At 66.4% G+C, this 14,720-nt stretch carries 11 protein-coding genes; 8 read left to right on the top strand and 3 right to left on the bottom strand.

Translation table 11 applies throughout. The features are described from left to right. The first annotated feature begins 233 nt into the window (after positions 1-233). Both V5B44_RS13590 and V5B44_RS13585 read left to right on the top strand, forming a co-directional pair. Positions 234-2,624, top strand: coding sequence for a DUF6600 domain-containing protein (locus V5B44_RS13590; protein WP_332359547.1), 2,391 nt, complete (start codon positions 234-236; stop codon positions 2,622-2,624). A 184-nt stretch (positions 2,625-2,808) separates the two neighbouring features. Continuing rightward, the gene (locus V5B44_RS13585) at positions 2,809-3,900 is read left to right on the top strand and encodes a hypothetical protein (protein ID WP_332359546.1); all 1,092 of its coding nucleotides are present in this window, start codon (positions 2,809-2,811) and stop codon (positions 3,898-3,900) included. A 67-nt stretch (positions 3,901-3,967) separates the two neighbouring features. On the opposite strand, the gene V5B44_RS13580 is transcribed toward V5B44_RS13585, so the two are convergent. Then, a complete protein-coding gene (locus V5B44_RS13580) occupies positions 3,968-4,969 on the bottom strand; it encodes a hypothetical protein (protein WP_332359545.1) in 1,002 nt (333 codons plus the stop codon). Positions 4,970-5,351: 382 nt separating this feature from the next. On the opposite strand from V5B44_RS13580, the gene V5B44_RS13575 reads away from it, so the two are divergent. The 6 genes from V5B44_RS13575 (at position 5,352) to tilS (ending at position 11,932) form a co-directional block, all read left to right on the top strand. After that, positions 5,352-5,903: an NADPH-dependent FMN reductase gene (locus tag V5B44_RS13575; protein ID WP_332359544.1), complete on the top strand. Its 552-nt coding sequence runs from the start codon at positions 5,352-5,354 to the stop codon at positions 5,901-5,903. A 161-nt stretch (positions 5,904-6,064) separates the two neighbouring features. Next, positions 6,065-7,354, top strand: a complete 1,290-nt coding sequence (locus V5B44_RS13570; protein ID WP_332359543.1) for an efflux RND transporter periplasmic adaptor subunit — start codon at positions 6,065-6,067, stop codon at positions 7,352-7,354. Positions 7,355-7,365: 11 nt separating this feature from the next. Beyond that, positions 7,366-8,592, top strand: a complete 1,227-nt coding sequence (locus tag V5B44_RS13565) for an ABC transporter permease (protein WP_332359542.1) — start codon at positions 7,366-7,368, stop codon at positions 8,590-8,592. Between the two features lie 84 nt (positions 8,593-8,676). Continuing rightward, entirely contained in the window at positions 8,677-9,381 is a 705-nt protein-coding gene (locus V5B44_RS13560) for an ABC transporter ATP-binding protein (protein ID WP_332359541.1), read from the top strand. Positions 9,382-9,582: 201 nt separating this feature from the next. Beyond that, positions 9,583-10,551 carry an acetyl-CoA carboxylase carboxyltransferase subunit alpha gene (locus tag V5B44_RS13555; RefSeq protein ID WP_332359540.1) on the top strand — a complete coding sequence of 323 codons (969 nt, stop codon included), beginning with the start codon at positions 9,583-9,585 and terminating at the stop codon, positions 10,549-10,551. Continuing rightward, positions 10,520-11,932 carry a tRNA lysidine(34) synthetase TilS gene (gene tilS, locus V5B44_RS13550; RefSeq protein ID WP_332359539.1) on the top strand — a complete coding sequence of 471 codons (1,413 nt, stop codon included), beginning with the start codon at positions 10,520-10,522 and terminating at the stop codon, positions 11,930-11,932. Before V5B44_RS13555 ends, tilS begins: the two co-directional genes overlap by 32 nt. A gap of 22 nt (positions 11,933-11,954) precedes the next feature. Here the strand turns inward: tilS and V5B44_RS13545 are convergent, their stop codons facing one another. Together V5B44_RS13545 and V5B44_RS13540 are read right to left on the bottom strand one after the other, a co-directional pair. After that, positions 11,955-12,554 (bottom strand): response regulator transcription factor, encoded by a 600-nt coding sequence (locus tag V5B44_RS13545; RefSeq protein ID WP_332359538.1) that lies wholly within the window; start codon positions 12,552-12,554, stop codon positions 11,955-11,957. Further along, positions 12,551-14,554: a sensor histidine kinase gene (locus V5B44_RS13540; RefSeq protein WP_332359537.1), complete on the bottom strand. Its 2,004-nt coding sequence runs from the start codon at positions 14,552-14,554 to the stop codon at positions 12,551-12,553. Before V5B44_RS13540 ends, V5B44_RS13545 begins: the two co-directional genes overlap by 4 nt. Between the last annotated feature and the right edge of the window lie 166 nt (positions 14,555-14,720).

The following is a 14,720-nucleotide window of genomic DNA, read 5'->3' as shown; positions in this document are numbered from 1 at the left end:
TATGGCGTGGCGCTGCGGGTGATCTGCGGCGCATTCTACGGTCGGCAAGGGTGGCTGCCAAACCGCCTTACGAATGCGGGATCCTGTCCGCGGGAGCGGCTGCGGTTTTGGCCTGATGATGCGGCGCGTGGCAATTGTGTAACAAACGGTTGCCGCTGTCCGATAAAACGGTGAGTCGAGCGTTAACCTTTCATCCGGCAGGTTTCATGCCGGCGCTCTGGAGACCGGAAGCCATGCCACCTTACCTTGCCACCCTGCATCACTGGTGTCGATCACTGACCCTGCTGTTTCTCTCGCTGCTGGCGATCTCGCCGGCAGCAGCCGATCCGCCTGGCCGGGTAGGGCGCATCGCCTCGCTCTTCGGGTCGGTTCATCTGCACCGGGCGGAGAGCGGTGAATCGAGCGCCGCCGTGCTCAACTGGCCGCTCACCAGTGGCGACGTCTTGTCGACGGCTGCCGGTGCCCGTGCCGAAGTACAGATCGGCTCGAATCTGCTCCAGATTGCCTCGGGGAGTGTTCTCGAACTGGTGCAGCTTGACGATCAAGGAGTCGCGCTGCGGTTGCGCGAAGGCAGCGTGATTGCCCGGCTCCCCTCGCCCGAATCGGCAAGCGAGTTCGAATTCAGTACCCGGGACGGCCGCTTCCAGGTGCGTGAGGCGGGTCGCTATCGCTTCGACTCGGATCGTTCCACCACCGCCGGGACGGTCTATGCCGGCGCCCTCCGTTTCTCTGCAGCCGACAGTTCACTTGACATCGGCGCTGGCCAACGTGCCCAGTTCTGGTCTGCCGGACGGACCCAGTATCAGTTGTCGGCGCCGGTGAATGACGAATTTGCCCTCTGGAGTGCGGCGCGTGAGCCGCAGCGTGCGGCTACCCAGGCCCTCCTTGTTTCGCCGGAGATGACCGGTGTCGGCGACCTCGACGCCCACGGCAACTGGTATGAGAGCCCCGAATACGGTGCCGTCTGGTTTCCGCGGGCGCTGCCCGCTGACTGGGCACCGTACCGCTCGGGGCGCTGGGTCTGGGTTGATCCGTGGGGCTGGAGCTGGGTTGGCGACGAGCCCTGGGGCTTTGCACCTTTCCACTACGGACGCTGGGCGCTCTTCCGTGGCGCCTGGGGCTGGGTTCCGGGCAAGCGGGTGGCGAGACCGGTCTACGCTCCCGCGCTGGTGGCCTGGGTCGGCACACCGGCCGCCCACCGACCCGCGCACGCCGGCGCACGACCTGCCGTCGGCTGGTTTCCGCTCGCGCCGCGCGAGGTGTATATCCCGGCCTACCGGAGTAGTGCCGGCCATGTGCGCCAGGTCAACGCGGCCCAGGTCACGAACATCAACCACCTGACGGAGATCACGGTCAACCCGCAAGCCGTCGCGGCACGTTCGCGCTACGTTCATCAGCATCTGCCACAAGCGGTGACGGCGGTTCCCGAGGAGGCCATGCGGCAGCGTCGCCATGTTCGTGAAGCAGCCCTGCAACCAGCCGAGCGCGCCCTGCTGACCAGCCAGCCAGTACAGGTGAGGGCTCCGGTTGCAGCCCGCGATCGTGAGGAGGTGCGTCGCCAGATGGGTCAGATGCAGCCAGCAGCAGAGCGAACGCGGCCGGCAGCCGGTGGCGCGTTGCCGGATGGTCAGTCGGGCAGGCGCGGCGACGCACAGGCGACCCCTCCTGTCGGGTTGTCAGGAGCGACCGCAGCGGCGGCTTTGACCCGGCCAAGGTCGGTGGTACCGCCACCAGCGAGCGCAAACGTCGTTTCGATGCTGCCGGCAAGCCCCCCGACGACCGTGGCGGCACCGGCACCGGCACCGCCGCCAACTGCCGACGCCGCATCCCCACCACCGCGCGGAGCCGCACTGCCTGGGCATCCAGGCGGTCGGGTGCGCACGGAAGCACCGATGGACAGCGCACGTCGCTCGGATCCCGGGTTGCTCCCCGCTGCGCCGGCGTCGCCAATGGCGCCAGCGCCTTCGGTGTTGTCCGCGAGTCAGCGGATCGATCGAGGAGGAATGCCTGCTGCCGGTCCCGTCCCCGAACGCCGCGAGCGCTCTGGCGACTCCCCCGGCCGCGTGTCTGCGCCATCCGCGCTCGAAGGGCGAGATCGGCAAGCCGCGTCACCGACGCCGATTTCGACCGCGGTTCCGGCGATGACTGCCACCGGTTCTCAACAGCGCCCAGTGGACGTGCCGACGACCTCGCCACTGCCTCGCGTCGACGCAGCTGGGCAGCGTGCTGGCGCGCCGATGCCACCGCCCGTAATGGCACCGCAGCGCGCCGCCGCGCCGACGTCACAGCCCGTGATGGCGCCGCAACGCGTTGAGCGGCCGCCGGCGGAAGCCGCCCGGCCCGTGACCGCGGTGCGGTCGGAGAGAGCCGAGCCCCGTCTGCCAGACCGCGCGCCAAATGGTGAGGACTCGCTCCGGCAGCACCGGCGGCAGGAGGCGCGCAGTGAGCAAGCTGCTGCGGGGAGAGCGGAGTCGACCCGCCTGGCTGCTCCGGCACGGGTGGATGCTCAGCCGCCGCGAGAGCGACCGGCGGGTGCCGAACGTGCGCTGGGTGGTAGCCGGCCGAGCGAGAAGCGGGGTGATCCACGTGAGGAACTGCGAGCCCGTCAGTCGGGGATGCAATGAAGCGGACAAGGATCGCTGGCGGGGTCTGGATGCTTGCCGACGCGCGACGGTCACCGGCGAGTGGCGACTGCGGCCAGAGATGGCGGCCGCGAGGCAGGAGCCCGACGCTGACAAGGTACCCTTCCCGTTGTGCACGAAGCGTGCTATACACTGGCCTTGCTTTGATTCCATTTGGGAGGTCAAGATGAACAAGCATGCTCTGCAGTTGGCCATGGCCGGCGCGTTGGCCGGCATCCTGCCAGGCGCACTCGCGGCGCCGGTCAATTATGAAATGAACCTGGGCACCCACTCCGGCATGGGCGCGGGCGGAGCCGGCGGTATGCTCGGCATGATGATGGGTCAAGGCAGCAGGACGAACAAGATGATGGATCTACGCCTGACCAATCCCGGCGATATTCCGGGCGGCTACACCGCCGAACACATCGTTCCGGAAACGATGCGTTTCGGGCCTGTCCTGCCGCTCAAGGGCGAGGGGCGCGGCAAGGGCGTGGGGAGCGGCGAGGATCCTGATGGCAAGGTGCTGATCTACTGGGGCTGCAGCGCCACGGTGTCGGCAGGCCAACCCGAAGTGATCGACATCAAGGCTATCGGTAGCCGCGTGTCGCCTGAAGTGGCGGCCATGGCCCGCCAGAGCCGGCAAGGCAAAGAGGGCGCCGGAGGTGAAACCCTGCCGCCGCGTACCCTGTGGTGGCCGCATGGGGATTCCGGCGCCACTGCCATTCCCGGTGACTCATCGGCAGTCGGTGAGCATGTGGTCAAAGCGAGTTTCATGCCGCAGGAAATCCGCTACACGCTGGACAAGGAGATGGACTTTCTCGAGCCGATCAACTTCAAGGCCACGAGCACCGCCCTGAATGCCGCGGTTCCGCTGCAGTGGGATGCCCTCAGCCGTGCCAGAGGCTACAATCTGCACGCTGTCGGCGCGGTGGGAGAGAAGGAAATGGTCATCTGGATGGCGGCCAGGAACAAGAACCCGATGCTGCCCAAGAGTCAGAACAGCTGCACCATCCCCGCCGGCATTTTTCAGAAGGCGCAGGGTGCCATGGCGATGGCGGAGGCGGTTGGCCCGACCAGGGGTTTTGCCTACCCACCACAGAAGCCTGGGCAGAAACAGCCCCTGATCTGGGCAGCCACGGTACGCGTGAGCGGCTTTGACAGCGTGATGCTTGGCATGGAGAGCATGGCCAAGGAGGCGGCCGGCGACGCTGCAGCGGACTCGGTTGTCCCCGGCGGCGGTGCCATCATCAAGTCGATAAAGGGCCTGTTCGGTAACTGAAGTCGGGTGAAGGATTGCACGGCCGGCGGCGACCACTTTCAACAGCGACCACTCATCGTCGGGCCGCTTACCGATTGCGATCCGGACCGCGCTCCTCGCCTTTCACCCGCTCCTTGTCCTGTCCGTGCCCACGCCGCAGCTCCTGCGAGGCACCATGCGGCGCGTTTTCGCGGCTTGCCGTTGGCGCCGTCTGTTGATGCGGGACCGATCGCTGCTGGGGCGGCTGAGGCTGGCGGGATTGCTGAGCTTGCCTCTGGTGGTCCTGGTCTGGCTGGCTTCGTTGCCCGGAAGACGCGGGGGGTGGGCCCGACCTCTGACCCTCCTGGCTGTGTCTCTGCTCCGGCGCTGAGCCTTGCGCCCCTGGCGCAGCCGGCTGGTGAGGCCGCGGTGAGTTCAAACGCTGAACATTCGGCTCCCGATCTCTCTCCCCCTGCGGTTGCTGCTGCCCGCGCTGAGACGGTGGCGACGGGGTTCCTTGCAGGCGTTGTTCCTGGTAATGCTGTCGCACCACGGCGTCACGGGGCTGATAGCGGTAGTTCCGGTTGTGCAGTGCCTGTTGCTGCTCGACCGGGGGATAGCGATCGCCCGCGTACCGCCGCTGGTAAGCCGGTAGCGGGGCGGGCGCTGGCGTGGAACGGCGATTCCATTGGTTCCAGCCGCTTCGCTGCTGCTCCCATCCCTGGCCCCAGTGCTCACCCCAGCGCGGTGGCGCATCCGGCCGCCAGCCGCGAAAATACCCCGGCGGATTGCGGTAGTAGCTTACCGGGACGCGCAGGATGAACAGCGGCACCACCGCCGGCGCTACGCGCGCCCAAGGCCCGCTGTACCAGGAGCTGGCGTACCAGTCATCTCCCTGATAGACCCAGTACATGCCATCGTAGAAGAAGAAGTTCGAATCCAGTCGTGGAGCATAGTAAACGGGGTAACCAGGAACCCGGACAAGGTCAGGGTAGTACGGCAGGTTGATCCCAATGCTTACGCCGGGAAGCCCGATGCCGATGCTCACCTGAGCCACGGCCGAAGTCACCGACCAAACCACCATCCACAGCACAGTCAGTCCATGGCGCATTTTTTCTCCGATGCGAGCAGTCGATTGCGGGCGTGTTGCCAACGGACAGTCACACCCGGTCCTTCGTTCACGGAATTGCTCTCGAGCCAGACTAGCCGATTGTCTGCACGCTGTTCTGTGCGCCAGCGAACACTCAGGCGACCTGGACCGGATCAGGCTAAGTTGGTCAGCGCACAGACTGCGCACGGGAAGAAGCCTATCCTGGCCGATCGAATTGCATCTGGGCACGACAGCCGTGCTTGCGTGCCTGGCGCTTACGTCAGAGCAGTCGTGCACTCGCGCTGATGTGACTTCACTACCCGCTGCCCGCGCGCTACCCGCTGCCCGCGCGGGAGATCCGTGGGTTCGTCAACAGTTCCTTTCACCTTCATGGGAGATCATCATGAGCGAATACCAGATCGCAGTGATCGTCGGCAGTCTTCGCCGCGATTCGTTGAACCGCAAGCTTGCCCGCGCCATGGCCAAGCTGGCGCCGTCGGACTTCGTGTTCGAGCCAGTGGAAATCGGCGACCTGCCACTCTATAACCAGGACAACGACGAGAACCAGGCTGACCCGGTCCTCCGGCTGAAGGCCGCAATCGCAGCTGCTCACGGCCTGCTGTTCGTTACCCCGGAGTACAATCGCTCGATCCCCGGCGTGCTCAAGAACGCGATTGACCACGCATCGCGCCCGTATGGGCAGAGCGTCTGGGCGGGCAAGCCGGCCGGGGTGTTGGGCGCTTCGGTCGGAGCCATCGGCACGGCCCTGGCGCAACAGCATCTGCGCAACATCCTCGCTTATCTGGACGTGCGGACGCTCGCTCAGCCCGAAGCGTTCATCCATGCCAGCGCGGGGGTGTTCGATGACGCCGACAACTTTGGTGAAAGCACTCGGGAGTTCCTGCAGAACTGGATGGACCACTACGTTGCCTGGGTCAAGCAGCACGCCGCCTGACGGGCACTGCCGGCGGAAGAGGCTTCTCAGGTAATTCCTTGCGCATGCGGTGAGCTGAGTATGGGATGATGCGCGGCGACGCGCGCTGTCAACGCGTTGCGCCGCGCAAGCTGATTGCCGACCGCGGTGCCCCAATACACCGAAACGCCACAATCTGACCCATGCCTCGCCGTTCACTCCTTGTCCTTGCCGCTGTCGCCATCCTCGCCGCTGCCTTGCTCACCTGGTGGTTGACCCGCGCGCCGACTGTGCCCGCGGTGACCGTGCAGATCGCCCCACTGGTACGTACGCTGCAATTCTCGGCGCGGGTGGCCACGCTCTCGCGAGTGGACGTCGGCAGTACGCTGACCGGTCGCGTACTGGTGGTGGCGGTGGACGAAGGGGCGCAAGTGAGGCAGGGTGAAGTCTTGGTCCGCCTGGAAACCGACGAACTGCGGGCCGCGCTGGCGCAGGCGCAGGCCAGCGAGCGCCAGGCCGCTGCCCGACTGGCGGGGCTGCGCAGCACCGGGCGGAGTTCGGCGCAAGCCGCGGTGGCGCAGGCCGATTCGGTGCTGGCGGCTGCACTGGCCGATCTGCAGCGGACGCAGTCGCTGGTGGCCAGGGGTTTCCTCAGCACGGCGCGCCTCGACGAGGCTCGCCGTGCCGCCGACGTCGCACGGGCGCAGCAGGCCAGCGCGCGTGCCCAGCTTGCGGCCAACGCCGAGCAGGGCACCGAGGTCGTGCAGGCGCAGGCGCAAGTTGCTCTGGCGGGGTCTGCCACCGCCGCCGCGCAGGCACGCCTGGCGCAGGCGGTGCTGACGGCACCGGCCGACGCCCGGGTGCTGGCGCGTCTGGTCGAGCCCGGCCAGATCGTGCAGCCCGGACACGCGCTGCTCAGTCTGGCGCTCGCCGGTCCGCTGCAACTGGTGGCGCAGGTCGACGAGCGCTATCTCGAGCAACTGCAGGTCGGCCAGACGGCCAGCGTGCTGGCCGACGCCTTCCCTGGCCAGCGCTTCAGCGCGCGCGTCCTGTCGATCTCGCCGCTGGTTGACGCGCAGCGCGGCGCGATCGAGGTCAAGTTCTCGCTGCCGGAGGCCCCGCCGGCGTTCCTGCGCGAAGACATGACGCTATCGGTGGAGGTCGAGACGGCCTATCGCCCGGCGGCGCTGGTGGTGCCGGTGGATTCCCTGCGCGGTGACCAGGCGGTGGCTGACGCCGTCGTCCTGGTGGCGCGCGACGGCCGGGTCGAAGAGCGGCCGGTGCGCGTCGGCCTGCGCACGCTCGAAGCGGCCGAGGTCCTCGAAGGGCTGAGCGCCGGCGAGACGGTCCTGCGCGGCAGCACGCTCCGGCCGGGCAGCCGTGTGCGCGCCGCGATTGCAGACTCGACGATCCCGGCTGCCGCCTTGCCCGGCCGGCGCAACGGCACGCGTGAAGATGCCGGCTCGGCGATGACCAGCGCCATGGGCCGCTGAAGCTGCCGCCGATGGTCAACTGGCTCGGCTTCGAACGCTGCGTGGCGGTCCGCTTCCTGCGCGAAGGGCGCATGCAGACGGTGCTGATCATCGTCGGCGTCGCCGCCGGTGTGGCGGTCGTCGCCTACATCTCGGCGCTGATCACCGGCCTGCAGCGCAATACCCTGGAGAAGACGCTGGGCGCGCAGGCGCACGTCACGGTCAGTGCCCGCGACGACGTGGTCATCCCGGCGCGTGAACCGGCTGCGGATACCACCGTGCTGGTGCAGACGCAGCCGCGCGTGCAGCGACCGCGCACCATCGTCAACTGGCAGTCACTGGTCCCCGTGCTCGAGGCAATGCCGGCGGTGGCGGCGGTGTCGCCGATGGTCGCCGGTGCCGGCCTGGCGCAGCGCGGCGAGGCTTCGAAATCGATAGCGCTGATGGGCGTAGACCTCGACCGCTACGACCGCATCGTGCACCTGCGCTCCAAGGTCGTGCAGGGCGAGCCGCGCCTGGGGCCGGGGGAGGGCATCATTGGCCGCGAACTTGCCGATGACCTGGGGGTGCGGGTCGGCGACCGCATCAGCCTGGTCACCGGCACCATCACCGATTCGCTGCGTGTCACGGCGCTGGTCGATCTGGGTGTGCGCGAACTCAACCGGCGGACCGTCATTGTGCCGCTGCGCGCCGCGCAGAGCCTGGTCGGCCTGCCCGGCGGTGCCACCGGGATCGATCTGGCGCTGGTCGATGTCTGGGCCGCCAAGGCACTGGCGGCCGACCTGTCGCAACGCTTTCCCTACAAGGTCGAGAGCTGGCAGGAGGCGAATTCGCAACTGGTCTCGGCACTCAATGCGCAATCGGTCAGCACGGCGCTGATCCGCGGTGTCGTGATGGTGGTCGTCGTGCTCGGCATTGCCAGCGTCCTCGTCGTCTCGGTGGTGCAGAAACAGCGCGAGATCGGCATTCTGCGCGCGATCGGTGCGACGCAGGGGCAGATGCTGCGCGTCTTCCTGCTACAGGGGGCGATCGTCGGCGCGGTCGGTTCGACGCTCGGCGTCCTGCTCGCGGTGGGGCTGATCAAGGCCTTTACGACCTTTGTCCGTGGCAGCGACGGCCTGCCGCTGTTCGCCATCACGCTGGCGCCGAGCCTGGCGCTGAGCATTGCCGGCATCGCCACGGTCTGTGGCGTGCTGGCTGCCGTGGCGCCCGCGCGGCGCGCCGCAGCGCTGGATCCGGCGCAGGCCATCCGCCTGTGAGGCTCGGGAAATGAGACAGGCAGAGGTGGCCCGGGGTGCGGTCAGCCGAGCGGGGGGAGGGCGCAGCATGCCCGGCTATCCGTCATGACGCGGCTGATCGAGCTCGTCGGCATCCACAAGAGCTACAACCTGGGCCTGCCCAACGAGGCTGAAGTGCTGCACGGCGTTTCCTTTGCGATCGACCGCGGCGAGTTCGTCGCGCTTATCGGCCCGTCGGGCTCTGGCAAGAGTACGCTGCTCAACATTGTCGGCCTGCTCGAACGCCCGACCGCCGGTAGCTACCGGATCGAGGGCGAAGAGACGAGCGGGCTTGACGATGCAGGTCTCACCCTGCGCCGGCGCGCGGTGCTCGGCTTCGTTTTCCAGTTCCACCACCTGCTGCCGGCCTTTTCGGCGCTCGAGAACGTCACCCTGCCGGCGCTGATGCGCGAAGGCCGCGTGACGTCAGCGCAGCAAGAGCGGGCGCGCGCGATGTTGGCCGCCGTCGGTCTCGGGAACGACATGCAGAAGCGCCCGGGTGAGCTCTCGGGCGGCATGCAGCAGCGGGTGGCGATCGCCCGCGCGCTGGTCCTCGAACCGCCGCTGGTGCTTGCCGACGAACCGACCGGCAACCTCGACCGCGCCTCGTCCGACGAGGTCTTCGTCCTGATGCGGCGCATGCACGCCGAGCTGGACACCTCGTTCCTCATCGTTACCCACGACCCCCGACTGGCGGCCCGCTGCGACCGCGTGATCGAACTGGTCGACGGCAACATCGAGAGCGATACCAGCACCGGCGCGACCGGCTGACGAGGATCTGCCGACGCGGCGGAGGAGCCCGCTCGGGGCGCGCTGCCAGTATCGTGCGTTATCGTGAAACGCCCGCAGTCTGCGGTTCGAGTGGACTGACAGAATCTCCCGGTCGCAGCGCCAGGCGAGGCGAGCGGCCAGTCTTTCGGGTTACAATTGCCGACTTCAGAATCCGCACGCATGCCATTACGGTTGAGCTTGATGAAAACCAGTTTCCTCGACTTTGAACAGCCGGTCGCCGACCTCGAAGGGAAGATCGAGGCGTTGCGCCTGGCGCAGGATGATTCTGCCGTCGACATCTCCGAAGAAATCGGACGCCTGGAGAAAAAGGGCGAAATCCTGACCCGGGAGATCTATGCCAGGCTTTCTCCGTGGCAGGTCTGCCAGGTGGCGCGTCATCCGCAGCGGCCCTACACGCTTGATTACCTGCGCCTGATCTTTACCGATTTCGAGGAATTGCACGGCGACCGGGCCTTTGCCGACGACCACGCCATCGTTGGCGGTCTGGCGCGACTCAACGGCGAATCGGTGATGGTCATCGGCCACCAGAAGGGCCGTGACACCAAAGGGAAGATCTTCCGCAACTTCGGCATGCCGCGCCCGGAGGGTTACCGCAAAGCGCTGCGCCTGATGCGACTGGCGGAGAAATTCGGCATTCCGGTGCTGACCTTCATCGACACTCCGGGCGCCTATCCAGGAATCGATGCCGAAGAGCGCGGGCAATCGGAAGCGATCGGGCGCAACCTCTACGTGATGGCGGAACTGCAGGTGCCGATCATCGTCACCGTCATTGGTGAAGGCGGGTCGGGCGGTGCGCTGGCGATCGGCATTGGCGACGAGGTGCAGATGCTCCAGTACTCGACCTACTCGGTGATCTCGCCAGAGGGCTGTGCGTCGATTCTCTGGAAGAGTGCCGAAAAGGCGAGCGAAGCGGCCGAGATCATGGGTATCACCGCACAACGTCTCAAAGCGCTCGGTTTGATCGACCGGATCGTCAGCGAGCCGACCGGTGGCGCCCATCGGGCCCCTGTGGCAATGGCCCAGACCCTCAAGAAGGCATTGCAGGAGGGGCTGCAGAAGCTGGGGACGGTGCCGGTTGCCGATCTGCTCAGGATCCGTCTTGAGCGTCTGATGGCCTATGGCCGGGTCAAAGAGCGGGCGCTGCGCTGAGCCTGCCGCAGCGGCCGCGACGCAACAGATCGAGCAGACTCTCTCGGCGTTTCTTGAAGCGCGATTGCGTCATGGTGGGCACCTGTGCGTCGGCCTTTCCGGTGGCCGCGATTCGGTTGTCCTGCTGCACGCGCTGGCCTGCCTGCGTTCGTCTGGCCTGGCCTGCGAACTGTCTGCGCTGCATGTCCATCACGGTCTGAGTGCCAGCGCCAACGCCTGGGCCGACTTCTGCACCGACTTCTGCCGGCGCCTTGGCGTACCACTCGAGATCATTCGCGTCGATGTGCCGCGTGTCAGCCGTGAGGGGCTTGAGGCGGCGGCGCGCCGCCTGCGCCATGCGGTGTTTGCCGCTTGCCCTGCGGACTGGCTGGCGCTCGCTCATCATCGCGACGATCAGGCGGAAACCGTGCTCTTCAGGCTGTTGCGCGGGGCCGGGGTCAAGGGTGCGTCGGGGATGCTCGCCGAACGGCCGCAGTCCGGCGGCGCGCGCCTGATCCGGCCGCTGCTTGAACTGCCGCGGTCGGTCATTGCCGGCTACGGCGAGGCGCATTCGCTGGCCTGGATTGAAGACGAGAGCAACGCCGATTTGCGCTACCGCCGCAACCATTTGCGGCGGGAGGTGATGCCGCGAATCGAGCAGCAGTTTCCCGGTGCTGCCCAGGCCCTGGCGCGTGCCGGGGGGCACTTTGCCGAGGCCGCGCTGTTGCTCGACGAACTGGCGCAGGCGGATCGGCGGGCTGTGGTCGGGGAACAGGGACGCATCGATCTCGCCCGCTTCAATGCACTGAGCGCACCGAGGGCGCGCAACCTGTTACGTTCCGAGTTGCTTGCCGCCGGCTTTCGGGCGCCCGAGGCGCGCTGGCTTGACGAGGCGCTGCGCCAGTTGGCGACCACCGGCGCCGGGTCGGAGACCTGTGTCGCAACGGCCGATGGCGAACTCCACGTGTACCGGGGCGAATTGCATGTCGTCCGCCAGCGGCCGGTCTTGGCTGCAGGTGCAATACCCTGGTGTGGCGAGTCGGAACTGCCCTGGGGGGTTGATCGCGTGTCGTTCAGAGCGACCGTCGGTGAGGGGATCCAGCGTCGCCTGCTGGCCAGCGATCCGGTCTACCTTCGGTCCAGGCAGGGTGGCGAGCGGTTGCAGCCGGATCCGCGGCGCCCCGTACGAACGCTGCGCAAGCTGTTGCAGGAGGCCGGCGTGCCGCCCTGGGAACGGTCTCGCCTGCCACTGTTGTGGTGCGGTGAACGGCTGGTCTGGGTGGGCGCGATCGGCAGCGATGCGTCCTTTGTCTGCCCGCCGGGCGAGCAAGGCCTGGCCGTCTTCTGGCGGGCATCCGATGGGTGCTGGCCGCCCGCTGCCTCCCGATGTCTCGCCGATTGAGGCGCCGAAAAGATCGTCGCGCTCAGCGCTTGCCTGCCAGTAGCTGTGCCAGTTCGACCGCTGTACGGACGCCCATTTTTTCGAACAGATTGGCGCGGTGGACTTCAACCGTGCGCATGCTGATCTGCAGTTCGTCGGCAATCACCTTGTTCAGCTTGCCGGCCAGAATCAGTTCCATGACCTGTTGCTCGCGCGTCGTCAGCCGGCTGACCAGGGCATTGACCGAATCGGCACCCGAAGCCGCAGCGCGCCGGTTCTCGTCGAGTTTCAGCGCTTCGATGACGCGATTGACGAGTTCGTTGTCGTTGCACGGCTTCTCGACGAAATCGAAAGCGCCCTTCTTCAGCGCCGAGACGGCCATCGGCACGTCACCGTGGCCGGTCAGGAAGATGACCGGCAGCCTGCTGTTGCGCTCGCACAGAATATCGAACAGCTCGGGACCGCTCATGCCGTCCATGCGGATGTCGAGCAGCAGGCAACCGGCCAATGACGGCTCCCAGGCGGCCAGGAAATCTTCGGCCGAAGGGTAGCTCTGGCAGGCAACGCCACGCGATTCGAGCAGCCAGCCGAGTGAATCGCGGATCGCCTCGTCGTCGTCGACCAGGTAGGCGCGTGCGCTCATTGGCGGCCGATCGGCAGCGTGATGACGAAGATCGAGCCGCCCTCCGGGTTGTTCTCGACCCACAGGCGGCCATGGTGAAATTCGATGATCGAACGGCAGATGTTGAGTCCCATGCCCATGCCGTCGGCCTTGGTTGAAAACAACGGGGTGAACAGCTTTTCGACCAGTTCGGGCGGCACCCCCGGGCCACGATCGATGACCCGAATTTCCATCTGATTGTCCACCTGGCCGAGCTTGATGGTCAGGCGTCGCTGACTGATCGGCGCCTCGCTCATCGCCTCGATGCCGTTGCGCATTAGATTCAGCAGCACCTGTTCGAGCATCACCGGGTCGGCCAGCAGTTCAGGGCGCATGCCCTGGATCTCGCGCACGATGCGCACGCCGCGGTTCTTGGCAGCGCCTTCGATGAAGCCGATGCTGTCATCGATGACCTCGGCGAGATCGCAGGGAGCGAGCTTGGGTTCGCTCTTGCGCACGAAATCATGCACGCGACGGATGATGTGGCCGGCACGCTGCGCCTGCACGCCGAGTTTTCCGAGCGCCTCCTTGAGCTGCACGGCGCTGAAATTGCCCGACTCGAGCTTGTTCAGGCAGCCGGCGTTGTAGCTCGTGATCGCCGCCAGCGGTTGGTTCAGCTCGTGTGCCAGCGTTGAAGCCATCTCGCCCATGGTCACCAGCCGGGCGGTGACCTGGAGCTTCTCCTGCTGCTGGCGGGCGAGCTCCTCGGCGTGCTTGCGTGCAGTGACGTCGATGATCGACCCCATCCAGCCCGTCTGCCTGCCATCGGCGTCAATCAGCGGCGCCTCGTAGATCAGGGCATCGAAGCGGCTGCCGTCCTTGCGCATCAGACGGATCTCAAAGCCCTCGTGCGGCGCCTTGCCCTCGAGCACCTTGTTGTGCAGAAGCAGGGTCCTGTCCATTTCTTCCGGCGCCCAATAGGGCATCGGCGGTTCCCGGCCGATCAGTTCTTCGGCGCTGAAACCGACCATCTGCAGGAAGGCCGGGTTGACGTAGGTCACTCGGCCTTCGAGGTCGCGCGCGCGCATGCCGACCATCAGCGAGTCTTCCATCGCCTTGCGGAAGGCGTATTCCGAGCGTAATGCCTGTTCCGCCGAGAGGCGGCGCTGGATCAGTCCGCGTACCGCCCACAGGCTCCAGAAGACCGCCCCGGCAAGGATGATGATCAGCGTCGCAATCAGCGTCTGGGCCAGATTGTCGGCACCGCGGTAGGCCGTGACCTGCAGCACCATGCCGTACCCCGGCGGGTCAAAGCTGACCGGGTAGCTGAGCGTGGTTGCCGAGGCATCGATCTTCGACTTGCTGGCCAGCAGGCTGCCGTTGCCGTCGATCACGCGGACCTGGTATTTCTCGGCGAACCACCAGGGGACCTGATGCTTGAGCAGGCCAGTGAGCGAATAGACACCGAGCAGGGTGCCGCGATACTGGCCGTCGTCGAAGATCGGCACGTAGACCTCGAACTGGGCTGTTTCTGCGGTGCGATAGGCATCGCTGTAAACGGGCTTCCCCAGTCGTGCCAGCTCAACCGAGCGGCTGACGGGGTTCTCGCCGGAACCCTCGTGTTCAGGACGTGGCAGGGTCTGGGTTGGCATGCCATGCACCGTCCTGGCTGCGGCGTCGAGCCACAACAACTGCCGTAGCTCCGGGTTGTTCTTGAGAATGTGGCGGGCGCGCAAATCAAAGAGTTCGCCCTGGTTTCTGGCACGGGTCAGGTCGAGCGCGAGTTGCTGCAATTGCTCCGAGTTGCCATCGAGGTGGAAGCGGACGCTCTGTTCGAGCCACAGGACATCGGCAATCAGCGTCGAACGCTGTTCGTCGATCTCGTTCCGGTGTAGCAGCCACAACAGCGAGACCAGCAGCACCAGCAGCAGGCCGACCGCCAGCTTGAGGATCGACAGGTACCAATTGGACCACTTCAGCGCAGCGGGGCGCCGGCGGCTGCGCCGCCGTTCATAGGGGTAGGGGAGGGAGGCTTCTTTCATCCTGCCTCATCTTACCGAAGTTCCATGGCCAGCGGGTGAGCTCGGGCTGTCGACGTCGTCCGGACGGACCTTGCCAGCGGCTGCGCGCTCGGCACGCGACGGCAAGCTGCGACGCCTGTTGCCGACATTGCGGATTTCCACAATATGCACCTACACTTTTTTTTGT

The organism is Candidatus Accumulibacter necessarius, assembly GCF_036625085.1.
This window is presented reverse-complemented; position numbering and strand designations above follow the sequence as displayed.